Origin of the sequence: Stenotrophomonas maltophilia, from assembly GCF_001274595.1 — a bacterium.
In the GTDB taxonomy this organism is placed as follows: domain Bacteria; phylum Pseudomonadota; class Gammaproteobacteria; order Xanthomonadales; family Xanthomonadaceae; genus Stenotrophomonas; species Stenotrophomonas forensis.
The window spans coordinates 13,173-34,677 of record NZ_CP011010.1 but is presented as its reverse complement, the minus strand read 5'-3'; the positions used below and the strand labels follow the sequence as shown (position 1 = coordinate 34,677).

General features: G+C 58.8%; 18 protein-coding genes and 1 pseudogene. 6 read left to right on the top strand and 13 right to left on the bottom strand.

Features of this window, described 5'->3' with window-relative positions; genetic code table 11:
* The first annotated feature begins 19 nt into the window (after window positions 1–19).
* A complete protein-coding gene (gene arsB / locus VN11_RS00135; RefSeq protein ID WP_049453252.1) occupies window positions 20–1,078 on the top strand; it encodes an ACR3 family arsenite efflux transporter in 1,059 nt (352 codons plus the stop codon).
* A gap of 33 nt (window positions 1,079–1,111) precedes the next feature.
* Window positions 1,112–1,453, top strand: a complete 342-nt coding sequence (locus VN11_RS22650) for an FAD-dependent oxidoreductase (RefSeq protein ID WP_049453249.1) — start codon at window positions 1,112–1,114, stop codon at window positions 1,451–1,453.
* On the opposite strand, the gene VN11_RS21685 is transcribed toward VN11_RS22650, so the two are convergent.
* Together VN11_RS21685 and VN11_RS00120 are read right to left on the bottom strand one after the other, a co-directional pair.
* On the bottom strand, window positions 1,414–1,947 hold the full coding sequence (locus tag VN11_RS21685; RefSeq protein ID WP_080353442.1) for an arsenate reductase ArsC: 534 nt from the start codon (window positions 1,945–1,947) through the stop codon (window positions 1,414–1,416). The two genes, VN11_RS22650 and VN11_RS21685, sit on opposite strands and share 40 nt — an antisense overlap.
* A 111-nt stretch (window positions 1,948–2,058) precedes the next feature.
* Complete coding sequence (locus VN11_RS00120; protein WP_049453246.1) at window positions 2,059–3,537, bottom strand: SulP family inorganic anion transporter; 1,479 nt, start codon at window positions 3,535–3,537, stop codon at window positions 2,059–2,061.
* Between the two features lie 1,490 nt (window positions 3,538–5,027).
* On the opposite strand from VN11_RS00120, the gene VN11_RS00115 reads away from it, so the two are divergent.
* The 3 genes from VN11_RS00115 to VN11_RS22065 all read left to right on the top strand — a co-directional run bounded on the left by VN11_RS00115 (window position 5,028) and on the right by VN11_RS22065 (window position 8,836).
* Window positions 5,028–6,755 carry an ATP-dependent nuclease gene (locus VN11_RS00115; protein ID WP_049453423.1) on the top strand — a complete coding sequence of 576 codons (1,728 nt, stop codon included), beginning with the start codon at window positions 5,028–5,030 and terminating at the stop codon, window positions 6,753–6,755.
* Entirely contained in the window at window positions 6,745–8,166 is a 1,422-nt protein-coding gene (locus tag VN11_RS21680) for a UvrD-helicase domain-containing protein (protein WP_049453421.1), read from the top strand. Before VN11_RS00115 ends, VN11_RS21680 begins: the two co-directional genes overlap by 11 nt.
* Before the next feature lie 244 nt (window positions 8,167–8,410).
* A complete protein-coding gene (locus VN11_RS22065; RefSeq protein WP_136191726.1) occupies window positions 8,411–8,836 on the top strand; it encodes a hypothetical protein in 426 nt (141 codons plus the stop codon).
* Here the strand turns inward: VN11_RS22065 and VN11_RS00110 are convergent.
* The 7 genes from VN11_RS00110 to VN11_RS22060 all read right to left on the bottom strand — a co-directional run bounded on the left by VN11_RS00110 (window position 8,799) and on the right by VN11_RS22060 (window position 18,066).
* Complete coding sequence (locus VN11_RS00110) at window positions 8,799–10,865, bottom strand: hypothetical protein (RefSeq protein WP_049453419.1); 2,067 nt, start codon at window positions 10,863–10,865, stop codon at window positions 8,799–8,801. The genes VN11_RS22065 and VN11_RS00110 overlap by 38 nt on opposite strands.
* Before the next feature lie 45 nt (window positions 10,866–10,910).
* Window positions 10,911–12,752, bottom strand: a complete 1,842-nt coding sequence (locus VN11_RS00105) for a hypothetical protein (RefSeq protein ID WP_199801528.1) — start codon at window positions 12,750–12,752, stop codon at window positions 10,911–10,913.
* A 91-nt stretch (window positions 12,753–12,843) separates the two neighbouring features.
* A complete protein-coding gene (locus VN11_RS00100; protein WP_049453416.1) occupies window positions 12,844–14,145 on the bottom strand; it encodes a tyrosine-type recombinase/integrase in 1,302 nt (433 codons plus the stop codon).
* 664 nt (window positions 14,146–14,809) lie between these two features.
* Window positions 14,810–15,283, bottom strand: a complete 474-nt coding sequence (locus tag VN11_RS00095) for an NIF family HAD-type phosphatase (RefSeq protein WP_049452990.1) — start codon at window positions 15,281–15,283, stop codon at window positions 14,810–14,812.
* 118 nt (window positions 15,284–15,401) lie between these two features.
* The gene (locus tag VN11_RS00090) at window positions 15,402–16,076 is read right to left on the bottom strand and encodes a hypothetical protein (protein ID WP_229653729.1); all 675 of its coding nucleotides are present in this window, start codon (window positions 16,074–16,076) and stop codon (window positions 15,402–15,404) included.
* A gap of 413 nt (window positions 16,077–16,489) precedes the next feature.
* On the bottom strand, window positions 16,490–17,581 hold the full coding sequence (locus VN11_RS00085) for a PA0069 family radical SAM protein (protein ID WP_049452994.1): 1,092 nt from the start codon (window positions 17,579–17,581) through the stop codon (window positions 16,490–16,492).
* A 149-nt stretch (window positions 17,582–17,730) separates the two neighbouring features.
* The gene (locus VN11_RS22060) at window positions 17,731–18,066 is read right to left on the bottom strand and encodes a hypothetical protein (RefSeq protein WP_049452996.1); all 336 of its coding nucleotides are present in this window, start codon (window positions 18,064–18,066) and stop codon (window positions 17,731–17,733) included.
* 80 nt (window positions 18,067–18,146) lie between these two features.
* Here VN11_RS22060 and VN11_RS00080 point away from each other — a divergent pair, with 80 nt between their 5' ends.
* On the top strand, window positions 18,147–18,371 hold the full coding sequence (locus VN11_RS00080) for a helix-turn-helix domain-containing protein (RefSeq protein ID WP_049452997.1): 225 nt from the start codon (window positions 18,147–18,149) through the stop codon (window positions 18,369–18,371).
* Between the two features lie 157 nt (window positions 18,372–18,528).
* Here VN11_RS00080 and VN11_RS00075 read toward each other — a convergent pair.
* The 4 genes and pseudogenes from VN11_RS00075 to cls all read right to left on the bottom strand — a co-directional run.
* Window positions 18,529–18,765: pseudogene (locus VN11_RS00075) on the bottom strand (PA0069 family radical SAM protein); the annotation flags it as partial.
* Window positions 18,766–18,909: 144 nt separating this feature from the next.
* On the bottom strand, window positions 18,910–19,653 hold the full coding sequence (locus tag VN11_RS00070; protein WP_053448362.1) for a pyridoxine 5'-phosphate synthase: 744 nt from the start codon (window positions 19,651–19,653) through the stop codon (window positions 18,910–18,912).
* Between the two features lie 9 nt (window positions 19,654–19,662).
* Window positions 19,663–19,932: a hypothetical protein gene (locus VN11_RS00065; RefSeq protein WP_053448361.1), complete on the bottom strand. Its 270-nt coding sequence runs from the start codon at window positions 19,930–19,932 to the stop codon at window positions 19,663–19,665.
* Window positions 19,933–19,972: 40 nt separating this feature from the next.
* Window positions 19,973–21,433, bottom strand: coding sequence for a cardiolipin synthase (gene cls / locus VN11_RS00060; RefSeq protein ID WP_053448360.1), 1,461 nt, complete (start codon window positions 21,431–21,433; stop codon window positions 19,973–19,975).
* Window positions 21,434–21,505 lie beyond the last annotated feature (72 nt).

Genomic DNA, 21,505 nt, shown 5'->3' with positions numbered 1-21,505 from the left:
CGTCTTTCCGGAAATCCCCATGACCACTGATACCTCCCGCCTGTCCTTCCTGGACCGGTATCTCACGCTCTGGATCTTCGCCGCCATGGCGCTCGGCGTCGGCATGGGGGCGTTGTTCGAAGGTGTACCCAGCGCGTTGAACAGCCTCTCCATAGGGTCGACCAACATCCCGATCGCGATTGGTCTGATCCTGATGATGTATCCGCCGCTGGCCAAGGTGAAGTACGAGGAACTGCCGCGGGTCTTCGCCGACAAACGGGTACTGATGCTCTCGCTGCTGCAGAACTGGATCGTCGGTCCGTTCCTGATGTTCGGCCTGGCCGTGCTGTTCCTGCGCGATTACCCCGAGTACATGACCGGCCTGGTCCTGATCGGGCTGGCACGGTGCATCGCCATGGTGCTGGTCTGGAATCAGCTTGCCCGCGGTGACGGCCAGTACGTCGCCGGGCTGGTGGCATTCAACTCGATCTTCCAGATTGCGCTGTTCAGCGTCTATGCGTGGTTCTTCCTGTCCTGGTTGCCGCCGGCGTTCGGTCTGCAGGGCAGCGTCATCGATGTCAGTTTCTGGACCATCGCCGAGGCTGTTCTGATCTACCTTGGCATCCCGTTCCTGGCGGGCTTCCTCACCCGCCGATGGTTGAAGGCGCGCAAGGGCGTGCAATGGTATGAAGAGACGTTCCTGCCCGCCATCAGCCCGGTAACCCTCGCCGCACTGCTGTTTACCATCGTGGCGATGTTCAGCCTGAAGGGCGGCGATGTGCTGAGGATTCCGATGGACGCGGTACGCATCGCGATCCCGCTGACGTTGTACTTCATCATCCAGTTCGTCATCAGTTTCTTCATGGGCAAGCTGATCGCCAAAGACTACCCCCGCACCACCGCGATCGCGTTCACCGCAGCAGGCAACAACTTCGAACTGGCCATCGCCGTGGCGATCGCGGCGTTCGGGCTGGCCTCCCCGGTAGCCTTCGCGGCCGTGATCGGCCCGCTGGTGGAAGTGCCCGTGCTGATTCTGCTGGTCCACGTCGCCCTGCGGCTGGGCAAACGCTACTTTCCTGCCGATGCACGGAGCCGCTGAACCGCCCAGGTGCGGCAGCATGAGGAAGTCCCGATGGACAGCGTCGATGTGGTGGTGATCGGAGGTGGCCAGGTGGGTCTTTCGGCTGGCTGCTTTCTGCGCCGCAGCGGGCTGTCCTATGTGATTGTTGATGCCGAAACGTCGCTTGGCGGGGCGTGGCAGCATGCGTGGAAATCCCTGCATCTGTTCTTGCCGGCGGGCTGGAGCTCGATAGTCTCCAAGGTGACCGAGACCACGTGGATCACCCAACGGGAGCCAGCCTTCCTGGCCGACGATTCGGCCACGCTGATTGGGATGACCCGATACGCGCGCGAGGCAGCAAGGCAAATCAGCGACTACGTCGGGGCTGTTTCTCCGCTGCCATCTGGCCCCTGAGCCTCGGTGCCATTGCCCAGCGCCCGCACCTGCGATTGCAGGGCCATGCGGTCCAGCGCTTCAGGCTTGAGCGCCAACAGCAATCCGAGACGGTGCTGGAGCTGGTGAAGCGTGCTCAGGAACGCCTTGTGGACCTGCTCAGCGCTGCCCTGCACTGCGGCCGGGTCGGGGATGCCCCAGTGGGCGGTAGCCGGGTGGCCTGGCCACACGGGACACGCTTCACCCGCGGCACGATCGCACACCGTTACGATGAGATCCATCTGCGGTGCTTCCGGACCTGCGAATGCCTCCCACGGCTTGCTCGACAGCCCGGCAACGTCGAAGCCAATCTCCGAGAGCACCTGCAGGGCCACCGGATGAACTACGCCCTTGGGATGACTGCCCGCACTGTAAGCGCGGATACGTTCACGCCCTAAATGGCTGGCCAGTGCTTCGGCAAGAATGCTGCGCGCCGAGTTGCCTGTGCAAAGGAACAGAACATTCAGGGGACGCATGTCATCGCAACCATTTATCTAGAATAATCGAAGTATTGCCTTGCCATATGTCAACTCGATGACTGCCGAAAAGGAAGCGGGCACCCCTCGGTGCCCGCTTCGCTCATCTGTTCAATGACCCGACGACCGTGTGGCGCCTGGCGTACGATGCTTTCCCAAGCGGTCTACCAAGGTCTCACTTGCATCGTTGAGACCGAACACCTCAACGGTCGCGCCGTGCTCGCGCAGCTTCATCACTACCCGGTCGAGCGCATCAACGGCGGTCAGGTCCCAGAAGTGGGCGTCCTTCAGATCGATGATGACCTCCTTGGGGACATCCAGATAGTTGAAGCTACTCACGAACTGTCCGGCAGACGCAAAGAACACCTGCCCCTTCACAACGTAGACGCGCGAGTCGGTCTCGACCTGGGTGTCGTCGATGATCAGCATCTTGCCGACCTTGCGGGTGAAGAACACCGCCGACAGGATCACGCCTGTCAACACGCCTTTGGCGAGGTCGTGGGTAGCCACGGTCACGATGACCGTGCCAATCATCACGACCGAAGAGCTCTTGGGATGAATGGCCAGCTCGCGCAGCGAGCGCCAGCTGAAGGTGCCGATGCTGACCATGATCATCACCGCGACCAGTGCGGCCATTGGAATCTGACTCACCAGGTTTGACCCATAAACAACCAGAAGGAGCAAAACCACGCCGGCCACAAGGCACGAGAGACGGCCCCGGCCACCGGAAGTGATGTTGATCACCGACTGGCCGATCATTGCACAGCCTGCCATGCCCCCAAAGAAGCCCGTTACGGTGTTAGCCAAGCCTTGGCCAGCACATTCGCGATTCTTCTGGCTCGGGGTATCGGTCATGTCTTCGACGATCTGCGCGGTCATCAGCGATTCCAACAAGCCAACGACCGCCAAAGTCGCCGAAACCGGCAGCAGGATCTGGAGTGTTTCCCAGGTGAATGGCACATCCGGAATCAGGAACGACGGCAGGCTGTCAGGCAGCGCCCCCATGTCGCCTACGGTGCGTACCTGGAAGCCGAAATACATGGAAGCGGCCGTGAGAACCACGATCGCCACCAATGCCGAAGGAACGGCTTTGGTCAGCAGCGGCAGCAGGTAGATGATTGCCAGACCCACAGCACAGATCGCATACACCATCCACGGCATGCCGATGAGCTCGGGAAGCTGCGCCATGAAAATGAGAATCGCCAGTGCATTCACAAATCCGGTCACCACCGAGCGCGACACAAAGCGCATCAGCGAGCCCAACCGCAGGGCGCCGGCCAGCATCTGCAGGACGCCGGCAAGGATGGTGGCGGCAAACAGATACTGAATGCCGTGCTCGCGCACCAGCGTGACCATCACCAACGCCATGGCGCCGGTCGCAGCCGAGATCATGCCAGGGCGGCCACCGGCGATGGCGGTGATGACGGCGATGCAGAACGAGGCATACAAACCTACCTTTGGGTCGACGCCGGCGATGATGGAAAACGCGATTGCCTCAGGAATCAGGGCTAGCGCAACGACAATGCCCGACAGCAGGTCACCACGGATGTTACCGAGCCATTGCTGGCGCAGGGGATAAATTGCAGACATAGAAAATGATCTCCGCGCACAGCAGTGCGCGCCAAACGAAAGAAACAGGCACCCTTCCAGACCTAAGTGTCTGGGTCGCTTCTTCAATCAAGCGTCAGGGTGGAGTCATCGCTAGCCGATCCGTTGGGTATTTGACGGTATATTGTAGACTGGCATAGCGCCTGAGGGGAAATCCGGCCGGCATCGCGGTCGCCTCGGTGCACTCTCAAGGGTAGCTTCCCAGATCCCAAGATCATTTCGCAGGCGAAGTCGACAAGCTGGTAGGCAGTTGATCAGATTGAATTGAGCTCTGACCGAATCGCCAAAGAAGAGGTGGACATTCGCCGCGGGGCCTATGTCCGCTATCGGCCAGAAGCCGACGTAGGCAGCCAGATTGGTCACACACCGTAGCGCCTGTTGCCTCCAGACGTAATGCAGTAGCGTCCGCCGCGAGGACCAATACAGACGCGTGATCCAGAGCACGGACAGCTCCCATCAGAATAATCGGTACGTGCGGGCCGGAACTTTTCGCGCGAGGGTGACACGGGCCGATTATTAGGCCGGTAGCAGCCGCTTCCGCTACAAAGTAGCTTCGAGCTGACCCATTTGGCAGGGGCGCCCTGGGCCGATATTCGTGCCCACGCTCCTTTGCGTTCATACACCACAACAGAGTCGCCGCCGTCGAGCCTTCCGATGATCTGTCCGTTGGGAGAAGACCGTTGGTTGAGCGTACTGGTTGACACGAACTGCGTCTCTGTCATCTCCGGACGAGAGGATTCCGTCTGAGCCGGAGGAGCGACCGGTGCCTGATCCACTGAGGAGCGCTGTGAGTCGCGCTGCCCGCCCCCATTGCACATTGCGACAAGTAATGCGAAAAATCCGACCACCACCAGCCCAGCTGCTCCAGACGTATTTCGAGCCATGCCGCCCCCCCCCCTTTCCCTGTGGATCTTTCGAGCTCGGTCCAACTTTATCAGAGTGTCAACCCAATAATCCTAGGGCATCGCAATGGCCAATCCAAGTTCCCAGGCAGCGTTTTGAAGCGTGGTACTTCATTACCTTACGACCTAATTGATGTCCTCTTCCGGCCATGAGTGGACCTCCGTCGTCCAGGATGCTTAGCCTTCTTGTATAGGGGCGAGGCGACTACGATCGCAATGGCCAATCCAAGTTCCCAGGCAGCGTTTTGAAGCGTGGTACTTCATTACCTTACGACCTAATTGATGTCCTCTTCCGGCCATGAGTGGACCTCCGTCGTCCAGGATGCTTAGCCTTCTTGTATAGGGGCGAGGCGACTACGGAAGAAGTGAATTTGGAACTGTTCTTTCGGTGTTACCGAGCTAAAGCGGGGGCAGTTCGCGAAGTAGCTTTGTCATGGCGCCAAGTTCCACCAATGAGCGGATGACTGGCAGAAGGCTTTAGGGCTAGGATTGCCTCAGGGGCGTGGTCGAAGTTGGTGTCAGTCCGCGTCCTACACGGATCGTTGACCATGCCTCTTACAGGACGCCCCCATGCCTCGAATTCGCCATTTGGCCATCCGGAATTTTCGGTCCATCAAGGCACTCGACTGGGCGCCAGCTCCGGGCATCAACTGTTTGATCGGTCCTGGCGACAGTGGCAAATCCACCATCCTCGATGCCATCGACCTGTGCTTGGGTGCTCGACGAAGCATCTCCTTCGGCGACATGGACTTTTTTGGCCTCGATGTCTCAGAGCCAATTCGTATTGCCGTGACATTCGGGGAACTGCCAGCATCGCTGATGGACATTGATGTCTATGGGGACTTCTTGCGAGGGTTCGATGCGGTATTTGACACCCTCGAAGACGAACCCGCCGCGGGCCTGGAGACGGTGCTTACCCTGCAGCTTCAAGTCGGGGCGGACCTTGAGCCCAGCTGGACGCTGGTTTCCGATAGGTCGCTTCAACAAGGCTTGGAACGAAGCCTGCCTTGGAAAGAACGAATCGCATTGGCCCCGGCACGTATAGGCAGCTTTGCAAGCTCCAACTTGTCTTGGAGCCGCGGATCGGTCCTCAACCGGCTAACCGACGAACGCGCAGAATTGGGAGCCCAGCTCGCTCTCGCAGCGCGTCAGGCACGCGCCAACTTTGGCGCTCAAGCGTCGCCCCACCTGAGTCAGACACTCGGAATCGTCCAAACAACGGCCCAGAGCCTTGGGGTTAACGTCGGGTCGATGCCGCAAGCCTTACTCGATTCGCACTCCGTCTCCATCGGCGAAGGCGCCATCGCGCTCCACAGCGAGGCAGGCATCCCCCTTCGGTCACTTGGTACGGGTTCTTCTCGACTCTTGGTGACTGGACTTCAACGGGCCGCATCGGAGTCAGCGCCGATTGCCTTGGTGGATGAGGTGGAATATGGATTGGAACCCCATCGGCTCATGCGGCTGCTGGATTCCTTGGGAGCCAAGGAGACGCCCCCGCCTCTCCAAGCGTTTCTCACAACACACTCCCCTGTGGCACTTCGCGAGCTTTCAGGTGAGCAGCTACTTGTGGTTCGACCACGACCGGCTGGCCATGTCGTCATTTCCGCTGGCTCAACCGACGAGATTCAAAGCACGCTGCGGACTGACCCGGAAGCTTTCCTGGCGAAGTCTGTGATTGTGTGCGAGGGAGCAAGCGAGGTGGGATTTGTGCGTGGCCTCGATCTATGGGGAGTGGCCAACAAAGAACCATCTTATTTGGCTTTAGGTGGTGCATACGTCAACGCAGGCGGAGGCACTCCGGATAACGCTTTTGCCCGTGCAACTGCGCTTATGAAGTTGGGTTACCGAGTCCTCGTCTTCATCGACGCTGACAAGCCCGCCGCGCCAGGTGTTGCAGAGGCATATCTCCAATCAGGTGGCAGCCTCACGACTTGGCGGGCAGGAATGACGTTGGAGGACGAGCTGTTCCTCTGCCTTCCTGACACATCAATTGATGCCCTGCTCCTGAAGGCTAAAGAGCGTGTCGGTGAAGACCTTGTGAACCAACAGCTGGTTGCCAAATCGAACGGTCTAACAAGCTTGGCGTCCATCGAAGCATTGAGGCCGAAGTCGCCGTATCCGCTCGATATTCGCGTACTGCTTGGCGAGGTCTCGCGCACCAAAAAGAAGAGCTGGTTCAAGTCTCTCACGACTTACCAGTCAATCGTCCTGGATATCGTCTCTCGCGGCTACGCCGATGCGGACGCCAGCTTTAAGGCAGTAGTAGACCAACTCTGGGCCTTTACCCGTGCCGCCTGACATCGATCTGCTAGCCATCCAACGCGGATCTATTACCGCCCCAGCAGGGTGCGGCAAAACTCAGCTGATTGCCGACGCGCTGAAATCCCACGCTGGGGACAGGCCGGTCCTTGTTCTAACTCACACAAATGCTGGCGTCACCGCGTTGAGGACACGCTTGAAACGCGCGGGGGTTCCCTGCTCTGCCTATCGACTCTCGACGATTGATGGATTCGCCATGCGTCTCATCGCCAAGTTCCCGACGCGCAGTGGCCATCATCCCGAACTCTTGAAGCTCAACAACGCGAGTAGCGACTATCCCGCGATCCGTGAATCAGTCCGAAGACTCTTGGAGTCGGGGCATATCGCTCAACCCATCGCAGCCACCTACGCCCGGCTGTTGGTTGACGAGTATCAGGATTGCAGCACCGTCCAACACTCCATCGTGTCCGCCCTCGCTTCCCTTTTGCCCACCTGCGTCCTCGGAGACCCTTTACAGGCCATCTTCGGATTTGGCGGAAATCGGCTGGTTCACTGGGAACGGGACGTTCAATCATCCTTCCCAGCCGAGGGTAGCCTTCGAACTCCTTGGCGCTGGCAGATTGCAGGTAACGAAGAGCTGGGCCAGTGGCTGCTCTCCCAAAGGCATGCTCTTACGGCGAGCTTACCCATTGATCTGACCACGGCTCCGCCATCCGTTCGGTGGATCCAGCTGGTTGCCGGTCGTGAGGTGCAACAAAGGCTGACTGCGGCACGAACCAATGCGCCTGGCAGCCAAGGAACGGTTCTGGTCATTGGCGAGTCCATGAATGTCCAAGGGCGCCATCAGCTCACCAGCCAAACGCCTGGGGCAATGGCGGTAGAAGCCGTGGACATGCGAGACCTCGTCAACTTCGCGAGGCATTTCAATCTTCAGGCTCCTACTGCGCTGCAGGACTTGGCCACCTTTTCCGCTCTCATGATGACGGGTGTCGGCGCGCCAAATCTTGTGACGCGTGTCGGCACCATTCGTAGAGGGAGAGCCAAGACCCCTCCAACTCCTGTAGAAGCTGAGGCAGTCGCCTTTGAGTCCGAGCGGAGCATGGCTAGCGCCTTACGGCTGGTGGACGCCTTGGCCGAACAGACAGGCACTCGGGTCTATCGACCCGAGATTCTGCACTGCTGTCGATCAGCCATGCGAAGCGTTATTAACCAAGAGCAAGATCTATTGGGAGCCGCGCTTCAAGCCCGGGAGCGAAATCGTCACCTCAGCCGTCCCATTGCGCGCAAAGCAGTCGGCAGCACTCTCCTGCTGAAAGGTCTCGAGGCAGACATTGCCGTGGTCCTTTATCCAGAGAGCATGAGCGCGCAAAACCTCTATGTAGCACTCACACGTGGTGCGAAAGGGTTGGTGATCTGTTCCCGCACCTCAACGCTGACCCCGGCCCCATAGCCCGCTAACCTAGCCATGCTCGCCCTATCAAGCACGATGGTTTGCGGCGCTTCGTCATTGCGATGGTCACGGTAGACCCTGTACCAAAGTCGTTGCTGAACATCTGGGTCTGAAGCATGTCGATCTCGCCGGGCAGCGAGTGCATCAGGATTAATTCCAGGGTCCTCCTTGTCCACATAGATGATTGGGCGGCGAAGGTGGCGTACGCTATCTGCCTACTAATGAGACATCAGCGGACGGCAAAATGAGCAGACCCAACTCAGTAGAGGACAGGGCTTTGGCGGCTCTTGACCGCCTGGTGAAGCGACGCCCGACCAATGAACTGCTGAAAGCAAAGATGGCCGCAGGTCATCGGATCATCACGCCTACCTCGGTCGCTGCCGAAGCAGGGGTAAATAGAGGGAGCTTTGGATCAAGGCACGCTCGACTTGGGCACGTCTGGCTTAAAATTCAGGAGCTGGCTGAAGAGGAGAAGCGAGGCTCGGTGGCTGAAGAGCTCACTAAGATTAAGGCTGAGAATGCAAGGTTAAAGGCTCTGCTTTACAAGACCAACATCCACAACGCATCTCTCCAACTAGCAGTGTCCCGGCTTCAGAAAAGAAGTACCAACAGAGACGATGGAGCCAATGTCGTCAACTTTCGCCGGAACGATCGGAAGCGTCCCCGGTAGCGTTGGATATCATCCTCAGGACTGTTCGACTCTGAACAACACGACTCTTAGCAATCTTGGAAGGCTGATTCCTAGAGTTGGTCCGCTCTGCCTGGACAATGGCCTGATTTTTCAGGAGGCGATCCTCCCAGAAGTCCTTATGCTCTGGCAGGATGATGCAACACTTGCACCCCGCGCACAGCCCGGGCGACCGTAGGCCGAAGTTCGGCGAGGCGCGAACAGTGAGGAGGCTTGCTTGTGGGTTGCAACTGGAACGGTCAGGCAACATATCAATCAGGCAACTCGCGTAAGTCCCTGTCCATATCCGCAGGTCGGTGAGCTTCACGTATGCCACGGCCTTATCGATCAGCGTCTCTCCGTCCATCTCGGACAGTGCCTCGGTCATTGATTCGGCATGCTGCATGAGAAGCCGCTGCGCCGGTCCACCTCCGATTGGCTTGCCAAGCGTGATTTGAACGAGGAACCGAGAGGTCTCCATGACTCTCTCTCCTTCCAAGTTCTCGAGCAGGGCCGCATCGTTTCCAATGTACCCCTGATCCGTAATCTGCTCGCTCATGTGACGGAAGTGCGTCCGTAGCGCTGGCATTAGTTCCGGCTTGGATCGGAAGACATAGTGCGCAAAGGTGATCCTCCATCGCTGCGGGCGAAGGGATCTCACCTCGTAGATAGCTTGCGTCGTTTCGATGCCACGCTTCTTCGTGAGGGCTTCGACGGCGAACTCACGCTGCAGCAGAGAATTTCTGGAGGCTGTCATTCGGCCGATTCCATCGGGACCCGACGGAAGGGACTTGGCGTGGGAGAAGCTAAGCATCAGTGACTTACTACCCGATAGAGCTCGCCAAGGCTCCATTAGCCGCACCAGTACTTCGATGGATTTTATTACGATCGGCAGGTGATTTGTGCCCAACGGGCGCAGCCCGGCAGTCCACTCATGCCGCGTCGCTTCCCTTTTGGCGGAAATGCCACAAATGGAGAAAACTTCCATCAGTCCGTCTAGCGATGTCACTGACTTGACCACGCCGTGCTGTAGCGTCGGATCGTGGTCCAGGGAGAGGCCAATCAGCTCATGAGCTCGAATTCCAGTGCATCCCTGGAGCAAGATACTGCATGCGCTCTGAGTCATCAGTATTAGGCGTCTCAGGCTTTGAGTTCCGCTAATCCCGCGCTCGTCTCCAGCGTCATCAATCCGATCTATGGCGGTCAATGGCTCATGCCAGGAAATTAGTGTCCCTGGGATCGGACTCATCTGGAATTCCTCGATGTGCCGTTTGATCTGACGAAGACAGGCAATTCGTCTCGCGCCCGTGGCACTCCGTGCGTCGATGAGCATAGGGATGACCTCAGCCTGAAGTCTGATCACATCCTCAGAGCCGTGGTCAATCCACTCACATGCGTAAGAAAGGATTGGTACGGAGATCTCGTCCGGGACAGGCATCAATCCACCCGTTCGAGCAAGCCCAAGCGGCTCTGTCACGACGTCATAGGTCCTTCGTCCGTCAAACGGCGCTTCGGACGGTGCTTGTCCGCCTCTAGCGCGCAATCTGTCCGCGATCTCGTAGATCTGTGTAAGTGGGTGGATGAGTTTGTAGGCGGTCGCATGCGTCCACGCCCTGTCTCGACCGGTGTCATCTCCAGCGGTCATGTACTGCTCTTCGAGACCTTCGATATATTCCCAGCTTACCGCTGTCGAAATGTCAAAGAGGGAGTGGATTTTCCGCTGCCCCATGAACTTGACCAGCTCCCTCAAGCCCATGTAGGTGGCAGGGATAGACCCAACCGTCATGCGCACCGTGTCCTCGATGATGGCGGTCTTGAGGTAGCACTTCAGCTCGGCGAGGAGTGCTCTGTGTTTGTGGTCTGTGAGCAATTCTCCACGCGCCAGCGGGATTGCCCAGTCAACTGTGACAAACTCCTTCTGTTGGCCGACTGTGGTCTGGGCGAAGGTCCAGATATCACTGTCATAGTCCACTTGGAATGAAGGATGCAGAGTCTCTGCCTGTGCTTTTTCGAAATTTCTTAGTGCGGGCATGGCTTTCTCTCTAGAGTGGACGCGCTAGTGGCGTTAGCGCCCTAGCTATTCAAGTCCGGGCAGGGTCGTCAGCATGATCATCGCCGCTGATTGTTGATTCGCAGCTGTGCTCACTGCCGGAATCCATGAATCGCGGAGAGCAAGGTAGGCGTTCTCGAACTTTCGCCTCCAGATCTCGCTGCCAAGGTCTGCCCTGGCTTCTTCGTATAGCTCCTGCAGTTGAAGAAAGCGGGCGAGGGCATAGGCCTCGTTTGGGTCAGCCGCAGCGAGTGGGCACGCAGGGCAAGCACCATAGGCGGTGCAGAGCTTCCCATGGCGCTGCCCGGGTTGAGGACTTTGGAATGGATCTGCACAGCAGAAGCCCTGCGTTGCTGCCGTTTGATCGCGGTCACTCCGCGCGGATCGCGTGTCAATCTTTCCGTTTGAAGTCACCCAACGCTCCTGTGCCGTCAGGGCTCCTGCCAGCTGTTCCTTCTGCCGACGCTGCATCGTGGTTGTCTGGTAACTGTCTTGGCCAGTTGACAATAGCCGATGGCCTAGCATTGCTCGGAGCTCGAAGGCGTCGCCGTCGGTCAGCCCATCAACCGCTTCGGAGAACGCAAGCCTGTTTGCTTGGGAGCCAGAGTACTTAAGCCCCCTTCGTTTGCAGAACAATGTGATGTAACCGGTCACCCGCGTGGTCACGTCGTCGGTTCTGGCTGAGTAGGAATCGATGTGCATTCCTCGGCGCTTGTGCCGCCCGCCTTCGGAAACGGCGTGGAGGAAGAAGTCATTGGCAAGCTCACCAGCAGCGTAGTCTCTAATTCGTTTGGTCCAAGCAATCACGAAACTGATCAATCTTTCCGGCGCTAGCGGGTGATCGCTAGCGGGGAAGGCTGCTCGCTGTGTCGCGCCCTGAGCGGAAGTTCCTGCCCTGCGCTTAGAGGACTTGATCACCGTTCGCTTTTGTCCAAGCGGGTAGTGCTCCGATATGCCATCTAGGGTGAGTGTTCTAAGTGGCTGCTCGTTGAAGCCCGAGTGCATGGCTAGTACGAGAAAGAATGGGATCAGATCGCCGCCGATGGGGTGCGCTAGTCTCCTCAGACGGAAGTACTCGCTTTCGCTGATCTTTCCTACGCCTGGGAGCTTGTGAACCGCGGCTTGGCGAGGAAGATGACCGTCAAAGTTTGCCAAGATTTGAGCAATTGCCTCTGCCGGGTCGCTTAGCGATACAGCGTCGCCCTTTTTCTTCTGAGCGAGGGCACTGTGAACCCTATCTAGAAGCGGCCACACTTCGTCCATTGTCGATATGCATTCCTCGACAGCCGCCTTCATGACGTTGGCCCAAGCCGCACGGTCCAGCTCTTTGGGCTTGCTCTTCCGTGGCAGTCCTGCGAACGGCTTTGGCGGAATACGGATCACCTTCCACCGTGGATCCATCTCGTGCAGTGCAAGAACGACCTTCTTGAAGGTCCCGTAATAGTGGCGCTGGGTCTGCACCGAGAGAACTGTCGGGTGCGTGGTATCCCCACCTTTCAGATACGTTAGAAATGATTCGCCGAGATCCATCGGAGTGTCGTCTGGGCCGCTTATCTTTACCCCTTTTACGGTTAGGTACTGCACCAGGCCACTCACGATGTTGTTAGCTGAAGAGGATCTAGTCGTCTCCCTGCTGTTCTTGTTAGCTCGACAGAACGCCTCGGCGAAGAGCGGTGCCGCTGCACCTATGCCCTTCCAACGGCTGAGATTGACGATGTTGTCGCGCAGGTCTCCGGCGCGCCTGAACGCGACTTCTAGGCGACCCGCGCTCTCGCGGACATCCCATTTCTTTGTGTTGCCTACCTTTTCCTCAACTACTACGGCGTGCCGCAGTTGGGCGGACCTTCTTCCTGCCACGTAACGCTCCAATCCGTGTTCAATCTGATTTGATAGGTGAGTCGGTCACATGCGAGGATTAGTGCGTATGCCTTGGCCGCGGAGCCGTGCGCGCTCCAGCTCGTCAGGCCTCGACGCCGATTCGCATAAAGGGTTGACCTTCAAGGTGCAGCCTGATCGATTCCCTGGTTTCGCTCTCGAATGCGTTCGCGCTTCGCAGGTAGATGGACTCGGTCGTATCCCTGAGACTGTGTCCCAGTACTGACTGGACATACTTGATCGCATCCATGTCACCGTTTGCGCGCTTCTCCATGTACGTGTACAAGGCGAAGGTGTGTCGAAGGGCGTGAATGGTTATCCGCTCGCGCTGCGTGGATTCGTAGCGAGCCAGGTCAAGCTCTTTGGAAAGCCGTTTGAGCAGCCTGTCCTTGGCCTGGGCGAAATGCCGGTCGAAGATCTGCGGGGTTATCGGATTGCCCGCATGCTTGCGGTTGTTTGCGTTGAGGACGAAGAGGACGCCGTGATCCTCGAGCTTGTGGTACCCCAGTCGGAGGTCAATGAGGCGCTGCCGAACACCTTTTGCATAACGCTTCAGCGCCTCGAGTAGCCAAACTGGAACGGGAACGTTGCGCTTCTTGTTACCTTTCCCGACGACGGGGATAGCCACTGCACTGAAAGGATCGCGCCCTCTCGTATGAGTCTCAAGGACGGTCTGCGCTTTCAGATCGCATACTTCCGCCCGCCTCAGTCCTGCTTGATAGCAAAGCTCAGCCATCAGTCGCTGTGCGGTGGTAGCGAATGCTAGTTCAACGAGACCGTTCCGTTCGAGCAAAGGGTTGGGACCTAGTTCGTCAAGAATACCGACGACGGTCTCGGGATGGAGCGCAGTGATGAGTTCGTCAGCGTCGTTCAGCCCGGGAAGATCGACGCCAACGTCGAGAACTTGAACAGTTCCTCGCTTCGTCTGCTTGCTCAGCAGCGCTGGTGCCTTTCTCAGGTATCCCCGCTTTACGCAGAATGCGATCAGCTTGGTCAGGGTCGACCATCTTCGATGAATAGTCGCGGCGGCGAGCTTGTCCAGGGTCACCGCTGAGTCTAGGTCAGTCAAGGTGTCCGCATAGGATCTGAGGAGATCCTCATCTACGTCGGAAACGAGCTTTTTTCTTGCGTCAAGAAAGTGATGGAAGTCGGTGAGGTCCGCCGCGATAGCTGCTGTCGTGTTCTTGCTGCAGGCAAGCTTTGGCTTTGGACCGATCGTTAGATGGGCATCTGCTAAGAATTCAAATGCGGGCTGAACGATCGTTCCATCAGCCCTGCTGACCAAAAAGCAGAATCCCTCGGGTAAGGGTACGCCTCGCGTACCCGCGATTTCTGTCGCTTCCGGAGCGATCGCACGTGCGGTGCATATTTCGACGTCATAGGCCATGGCGCCGAAAGCTATCAGGTATACGAGAAGTTTTTTTTGCCGTGAGCCTTACGGTACTTTAACAACTGAAATGAGAATCATGCCTTCTTTTTACTTCCATTGATTCATTGATTTACGCGTGATCGTGACCCTACTGGTACGTTCGGTGTGAAGGAAGGCCCGCTCGCTGGTACGGGTGAAGTGCGCAATAGAGAGGTGGGTTCGCTCGTTGCCCAGGCTAGATTTGCCCCTTCAGTACCAACGTGCGTGTCCGCCTGGCGCGGCAATCGATAGCGCGCGGTCAATGGCTACCCAAGGCTGGCAGTGAGTTGACATCACCAATTGGGAGACGCCGCGGTTGCTACTGCGCGTCCTTTAGGGAAGCGTGTTGGCTGGGCGGTGGGTGCGCCTGGAGCTACCAATTCAATTGCTGCCGGAAAAAGTAGGGTTGCCGCAACGGCACTGCACCACTTCTGATTGCTGGCGACCTTTGGGTGGCCGTCTCCGGGTTCTCCGGGTTCTCCGGGTTCTCCGGGTTCTCCGGGTTCTCCGGGTTCTCCGGGGCGACGCTATCAGAGAATTTCTCGAGTGCTACCCGCGTGATGATCCCTAACTGTGCCGAATGTGAGAGAGGACGGCCGCTGCATGCGCGCTCTTTCAATGAGCCATCGAGACAACGCGCTGCTCAGCCATGACCGGCGATCATGTGGCCCTGGTTGGATGCACTCTGCAGTTCCATGATGCGATCGGTCAGGCGTTCAGCTGCGTTCTGCAACCCGTCATCGTCTGGCGAGTACGGAGAGCCGAACATCGGGATCTCGACCCACAGTCTCTCCTGCCCATCATGCACATATGGGCCATGGTCATCCAAGAGAAGGGCTTCACCCACGCGGGGGGAGACATAGGAAAGATCCTTTGTCCTTCCAGACCAATGGATGTATCGAAGTTCGACAAACCATGCCGGAACACTGCCTTCCCTAGCCAAGAGTCCGGCAATTCTTCTTGCAAGTGCCTCGGGAACCGTAGTGAACAGTACAAGTTCCTCGAACTGCGATCGGACATCCTCTAGGAACCGGTGAAGCCCAGGGCGAGGAATCTGACTGATTGCGTTGGAGATGAGCGTACCTTCGAGGTCCAGTGCCAGGATGGTTGGCTTCATTGGGAGTTCCTATCTAAGCTTCTAAGCCTGAGTAAACGCATCGGTAGGTACCTATCCATGGCGTGGGTCACATGGTACCGGTTCGGGCTACGCCCTTCTGAAACTTTGCCCAACCACTTCACTTCCGTTGGATTTCTTCTGAGACCTCTACGGCCCAACGCGAGGTGTGGATGATCCTGGTCTCCTGCAGCTGCTCTTGAAGGATCTGGCGTTTGGTGAGCTGAGACACCGCCTCCCACTCGTTCCTGAAGATGTAAGTGGCATTGCCTGACTCGGGACTCTCGAACACGTACCGATTCCTTCGCGTGAACCCAAAGACGATGTACTCACTGAAACCGCCTAGTCCGACTGCCATGAAGTCGGGCTCGTGACGAGTGATGGTCCGGATGCGCTGCTTAGCGACTGCGCGGTCGCTGTCGGTCAACTGCTTCAGATAGCTATCCAATACCTGCATTGCTCTATCGAACGGGAACTTCCCCGGCGGGAGAATGCGCCAGTTGATCTTCTCGACCCTCACCGGCACCGCAAGGTCCGGGTCAACGATTTCGAAGTGTTGGAAGCATTCCAGGTAGATGTTGAGGAGGTTTGCAATACTCTCTTCTGGCTCCGTCCGGTCAATGATCCTAGTAGCCATTGCGATACCACTGTCTGTATCTACAGCAGTGAGGAATTCACCAGGTGGTGCAACGTATTCCCTGGGATAGGTCTCATAGGATCTTGTCTGGGTACCGTGGTGAGTGCGTCCGTGCCAGTCCTTCCACGAGGTATTGATTGATCGAGACTTGGTGACCATCGGAAGGTCCTTTCGGATGACCTCTTTGCCTCGGGCATTGAATAACGTCGCGGGTCCTTCGGCGCTTGGCACAATGGAAGCGCCTGCGAGTGGAAGGCTGTCGAATCCCAGCATCGCCGCTTGGTGTTCTGTGATTGGACCGCTAAGAAGACGAAACTGTGGCAGCCGCTCAATCGTGCTTCGGTAGACTGATAAACCTCTCACTTGCTTGGGCATACGCTGGTCCTTTTCATGAGGAAGCGGGATAACCAAATATGTTTGGAGAGCCGTCTAAGCTCGCTGAGGAGGAGATGCTATTTCCTTTTCGGGGAGATGGTATCAGTACTCAGAAACCCAGGACGCCCTATCCCTGTAGGCGCCGCTCGGACTGCATCCATAGCTTTGTACTGATGCTAGCCACGTTTTCCCTTCGGCTAGAAAAGTTGCCCCTGTGGCGACTTTTCTTGGGGAGGTTGAAAAAGATGAGTGGCCAGCGCTGGCAGCCTAGTGAAACCGAGCTCACGATGCTTCTTTTCAAAGCGCTTCCGGATCAAGTCCGCTACAGGGCCAGTTCCGGACATCCTTGTGCCAAAGCTGGCGTCATATTCCTTTCCACCATGCATCTGTCGCATCAAGCTAAGCACATGCGCAGCGCGGTCCGGGAAGTGCAGCTCGAGCCATTCTCTCCAAATGTCCTTAATCTCGTTAGGTAGCCTGAGAAGCACGTAGCCTGCTGCCCGAGCGCCGTGTTCGTGAGCAGCCTCTAGGATGGCTTCTAGGTCATGGTCGGTGATCATGGGAATGACCGGTGCGATCAAAACCCCTACCGGTACTCCTGCCTCATGCAGCTGATGCATTGCTCGCAGCCTTGCGTGGGGAGCAGCAGCTCGTGGTTCCAGTTTTGCAGATAGCTTCCTGTCGAGCGTGGTGACCGAGAAGTAGACCGTAACCAACCGATCCTTGGCCATCGACGCCAGCAGTTCGGTGTCCCTGGTGATCAAGGCGCTCTTGGTGACAAAGCTCACCGGATGCTTTGCGTCGGCAAGCACCTCAAGGCATTGGCGTGTAATCTGGTAATTCCTTTCAACCGGCTGATAGCCGTCTGTGTTTATCCCCAGGGCAATCGGGGCGCACTTGTAGCTCGACTTGCTAATTTCTGCTCTGAGCCGCTCCGGGGCATTTGTCTTTGCAAACAGGCGCGTCTCGAAGTCTAAGCCTGGTGAGAGGCTCAAATAGGAGTGAGAAGGGCGAGCAAAACAGTAAACGCACCCATGCTCGCAGCCGCGGTACGGGTTTACCGACGCGCTAAACCCAACGTCAGGGGATGAGTTGTGGCTGATCACTGTGCGCGCTCGCTCTTCCTGCACCTGAGTTCTCAGCCGTGGCGCGTTTTCCATCTCCTGGTAGACCGATTCCCAGCCATCGTCGACTCCCACTGTTGCAGTGGTATCGAAACGGCTTGGGACACGCGATGCGGCCCCTCTACCTTTGAGGGGAACTTGGGCCTTTCGAGCATCCTGTTCCATGACAACAACTTGGGGTGGTTGGCTGTTAGTATTATTGCTAACCACAGGCGCCGCAACACCGTGAAATTCAGGTAGCTGTAGGCCATACGGTCATCTGGCGAAGAGGTTTTGCCCAAGCTTATCCACAGCTTCGGCTGGCAAGGCCTTTGTCAGCTGCGTTGGCCATGGAGCGCTTTGGCTTCCGCCAAAAAGATCTGCATCAATGCCCGCGATCGACGCGTTGCTGCAGGCAGTGGAATGCCCAACTGTGCGCAAAGCGAAGTCGCGTATGCCATCTGCGCACCCGTAGGCGGCTTGATGTCCCAATCCGTTAGTTGGGGAATGAGCTTTGAGAGCTCTTCTGCCAGGCGGCACTCAAAGCCTCTTGCTTGCCCTTCCTCTTCTTGCATTCGACGCACCTGCATTGCGACTTGCTCCCTGCCCATGGGAGAAAAGGGAAGCTCAAGAGTGAACTCCAGTTCCGGACATACGAGGTAAAAGTTCATGGGAGAGGCGATTAGTACTTATAAGTAGACTACCTTTAGAGGCGTAGTCTTTAAAGTACTAGAACCACAAGCTGCTTCGTATGGTCGAGCATACGAACCAAGCGAAACTTGCAGATGTGATCCGAGCGCATCGTATTGATCTGGGCGTCAGCCAAGAAGCCTTTGCTGACCACATCGAGATGCACCGCGCCTACTACAGCAAGATCGAACGTGGCGAAAAGAACCTCACTCTCGCTACCTTGGAGCGAGTGGCTAAAGGCATGGGTACGTCGATGTCGGCCCTGCTACGCGCCGCAGGGCTCTAACTCTCTTTGCAGACCACGAAGGTTGGCCAATACCTCCAGGATGGGCGTGTTGGCCGGCACTGCGCGGGGCTTGTGGCCAGAGCAATGTGTTTACCGATTCTCCCCTAAGTTGTTGATCTCTAGGTATTTATCTAGTGAACAATCAGGGGGTATTGATACCATGCTCGCAGCCCCGATACGGATTCACCGACTGGCTGAAGCCGACATCCGGCGAGTTGTTTCGGGTGATGATGCTGCGTGCAGTTTCGGCGCGCACCTCGGTGCGCAGGCGCGGGGCCAGGAACTCCTCGCTCTCGTCGACCGCCCAGCCATCATCTATCGCCTCGCTCACGGTGCTTTCAAAGCGCCCGGCAAGGTGGGACGTGGAACCTCGGCCCTTGATCGCAATACCCATGCACGCAGAGTACGCCGCAACCGTCTCAACGGCTGCGACGGCCGCCTGAAGGGTTCAGCCCCCTTGTAGAGTCGAGCCATGCTCGACTCCATTTCCCATCCGTCCCGGGGCAGTCGAGCATGGCTCGACTCTGCTGGGTAAGGGTCAGAGCAGCGCCAGGTACCCGCGCACGGTGGCATCCAGGCCGTCATACAGCGCTTCGCCGATCAGCGCGTGGCCGATCGACACCTCCAGCACATCCGGCACGTGGGCCAGGAAGTCGCGCAGGTTGTCCTGCGACAGATCGTGGCCAGCGTTGACGCCCAGGCCGACGGCCTGCGCTCGACGTGCGGCAGTGGCGAACAGCGCCAGCATCGCCTCGGCGTCGCCGGCGGCGTGTGCCTCAGCGTAGGGGCCGGTGTACAGCTCGATGCGGTCTGCGCCGACTTCAGCTGCCTGCTCCAGCAGTGGGTTGCCGGCGTCGACGAACAGGCTGACCCGGCAACCCATTGCTTTCAGTTCGGCGACCAGCGGGCGCAGGCGCTCGGCGTCGCGCTCGAAGTCGAAGCCATGGTCGGAGGTGATCTGGCCGTCGCCGTCCGGCACCAGGGTGGCCTGTGCCGGGCGGGTCTGCTCGCACAGCGGCAGCAAGCCCGGGTAACCCTCGCGTGGCGGAGCGAACGGATTGCCTTCGATGTTGAACTCCACGCCACGGGCGCGGGTCAGCGTGGACAGGGCCAGCACGTCCTCGGCGGTGATATGGCGGCGGTCCGGCCGCGGGTGCACGGTGATGCCATGCGCGCCGGCATCCAGGCAGGCCTGGGCGGCACGCACCACGTCCGGTTCGGCGCCGCCACGCGAGTTGCGCAGGACGGCGATCTTGTTGACGTTGACGCTGAGCTGGGTCATGGAACGGAACTACTTGGAAAGAGGGGACGGATCGTGGTCGTTGCCGTCGTCGTTGCGGCGGGCCCGGGCCTGTTCGCGCAGGCGCCGCAGTTCCTCGGCATCGACCAGGGTGGCAGGGTCGCGCTGCAGGTCGCCAAAGCGGGCCACGTAGCGGCCGCGTACCCAGGCCAGCAGGAAGGCGAGGGCAGCCAGCAGGCACAGGGTCATCAGCCCGGCGCTGGGGGTCTTCAGCGCAAAGGCGAAACAGCCCAGCGCCAGCAGCAGGTACAACCAGTACATAGTCGGGCTCCCCGGATGATCGGCGCAGTGTAGCGCTGCGTCAGAGCAGCGGCGAGGCCAGCCGCGCGAACGCCTCGGGCAGGCGGTGCAGCCACAGCGAGCGGCCGGCCTGGTCACGCACGCGGGTGGCACGGTCGAATTCGCCCTGCAGCAGCTCGGCCAGGGCGGCGACGCGGTCACGGTCGCTGATCATCATCGACAACTCGAAGTTCAGCCGGAAGCTGCGGTGGTCGAAGTTGGCGCTGCCGACGATGCAGACATCGTCATCGGCGATGAAGGCCTTGGTGTGCAGCATGCGCGGGCCGTACTCGTAGATCTTCACGCCGGCATGCAGCAGCTCGTCGAAGTAGGAGCGCGCGGCCTGGGTGACGAACCAGGAGTCACTCATCTTCGGCACCAGCAGGCGTACGTCCAGGCCGCCCAGCGCCGCCGAGGTCAGCGCCATGCGGGCGGCCTCGCCGGGTACGAAGTAGGGCGTGACCAGCCAGACGCGTTCGTGCGCCTCCTGGATAGCGGCCACATGCAGGCGGTGGATCGTTTCCCATCCCGAGTCGGGCCCGGACACCAGCACCTGGGCGTTGATCGGGCCGTCCGCGCGCAGCGGCATTTCGGCCGGCCACAGCCGCGCGATATCGAAGCGCGAATGGTCCTGGCCACTGGCGTAAAGCCAGTCCTCGGCGAACACCAGCTGCAGGCTGCGCACCACGTGGCCGCGGATGCGCATGTGCAGGTCACGGTAGGCGTCGGCCCTGCGGCTCTCGTCTTCGTCGTCGGTGATGTTGATGCCGCCGGTGAAGGCCAGGCGGCCGTCCACGATCACCAGCTTGCGATGGGTGCGCAGGTTCAACCAGGGCCGCTTGAACGGCTTCAGCAGTTGCCGCGGATGGAACCAGATCGCTTCGCCGCCTGCATCCAGCAGCGGCTGCAGGAAGCGGCGGGGCAGGGCGGAAGAACCCACGGCATCCAGCAGCAGGCGTACCTGCACACCGGCACGGGCACGTTCGACCAGGGCATCGCGCAGCGCGGTGCCGGCGTGGTCCGGGTTGAAGATGTAGTACTCCAGATGCACGTGGTCGCGCGCCTGTGCGACGGCTTCCAGCAGGGCAGCGTAGGTGGCGGCGCCATCCACCAGCCAGGTCACTTCGGTGGCGCTGCTCGGTGCCAGCCCGGTGGTGGCCTGGGCGATCTTGGCCAGCTCGGTGCAGTCGGCATCGGGTGGGCAGACGTCGCTGTAGTGCTCCATGCCCGAACGCGCACGGCCACGGCGCAGGCGCTGCCGCTTCACCTTCTGCGGGCCGAGCAGGTAGTAGATGAAGAGGCCCAGGTACGGCAGCAACGCCAGCGACAGGATCCAGCTCAGCGTCGCGACGGGCTCGCGCTTCTGCAGCATGATCCAGCCCGCCAGGGCGAACAGGTACAGCAGATAAGCCACCGCCAGGATGGTGCCGAGGTGGGCGATGCCGTCGAGCCAGTGGCGCAGGGAGTCGAAGAGGGCGAGCATCCGCCGATCATAGCGGCCCGGGCGGCCAGGGATAAAAAAAGACGCCCCTGTTTCCAGGGGCGTCTGCAGTCG

Excerpts from the sequence above, each read along its gene's own strand:
- VN11_RS00065 (WP_053448361.1), bottom strand. The coding sequence starts at position 19,932 with ATGTACTGGTTGTACCTGCTGCTGGCGCTGGGCTGTTTCGCCTTTGCG.
- VN11_RS00090 (WP_229653729.1), bottom strand. The coding sequence starts at position 16,076 with ATGGTCACCAAGTCTCGATCAATCAATACCTCGTGGAAGGACTGGCAC.
- VN11_RS00110 (WP_049453419.1), bottom strand. The coding sequence starts at position 10,865 with ATGCCCGCACTAAGAAATTTCGAAAAAGCACAGGCAGAGACTCTGCAT.
- arsB (WP_049453252.1), top strand. The coding sequence starts at position 20 with ATGACCACTGATACCTCCCGCCTGTCCTTCCTGGACCGGTATCTCACG.
- VN11_RS00080 (WP_049452997.1), top strand. The coding sequence starts at position 18,147 with ATGGTCGAGCATACGAACCAAGCGAAACTTGCAGATGTGATCCGAGCG.
- cls (WP_053448360.1), bottom strand. The coding sequence starts at position 21,433 with ATGCTCGCCCTCTTCGACTCCCTGCGCCACTGGCTCGACGGCATCGCC.
- VN11_RS00070 (WP_053448362.1), bottom strand. The coding sequence starts at position 19,653 with ATGACCCAGCTCAGCGTCAACGTCAACAAGATCGCCGTCCTGCGCAAC.
- VN11_RS21685 (WP_080353442.1), bottom strand. The coding sequence starts at position 1,947 with ATGCGTCCCCTGAATGTTCTGTTCCTTTGCACAGGCAACTCGGCGCGC.
- VN11_RS00115 (WP_049453423.1), top strand. The coding sequence starts at position 5,028 with ATGCCTCGAATTCGCCATTTGGCCATCCGGAATTTTCGGTCCATCAAG.
- VN11_RS00100 (WP_049453416.1), bottom strand. The coding sequence starts at position 14,145 with ATGGCCTATGACGTCGAAATATGCACCGCACGTGCGATCGCTCCGGAA.
- VN11_RS00095 (WP_049452990.1), bottom strand. The coding sequence starts at position 15,283 with ATGAAGCCAACCATCCTGGCACTGGACCTCGAAGGTACGCTCATCTCC.
- VN11_RS00085 (WP_049452994.1), bottom strand. The coding sequence starts at position 17,581 with ATGGAACAGGATGCTCGAAAGGCCCAAGTTCCCCTCAAAGGTAGAGGG.
- VN11_RS22065 (WP_136191726.1), top strand. The coding sequence starts at position 8,411 with ATGAGCAGACCCAACTCAGTAGAGGACAGGGCTTTGGCGGCTCTTGAC.
- VN11_RS22060 (WP_049452996.1), bottom strand. The coding sequence starts at position 18,066 with ATGAACTTTTACCTCGTATGTCCGGAACTGGAGTTCACTCTTGAGCTT.
- VN11_RS00120 (WP_049453246.1), bottom strand. The coding sequence starts at position 3,537 with ATGTCTGCAATTTATCCCCTGCGCCAGCAATGGCTCGGTAACATCCGT.
- VN11_RS22650 (WP_049453249.1), top strand. The coding sequence starts at position 1,112 with ATGGACAGCGTCGATGTGGTGGTGATCGGAGGTGGCCAGGTGGGTCTT.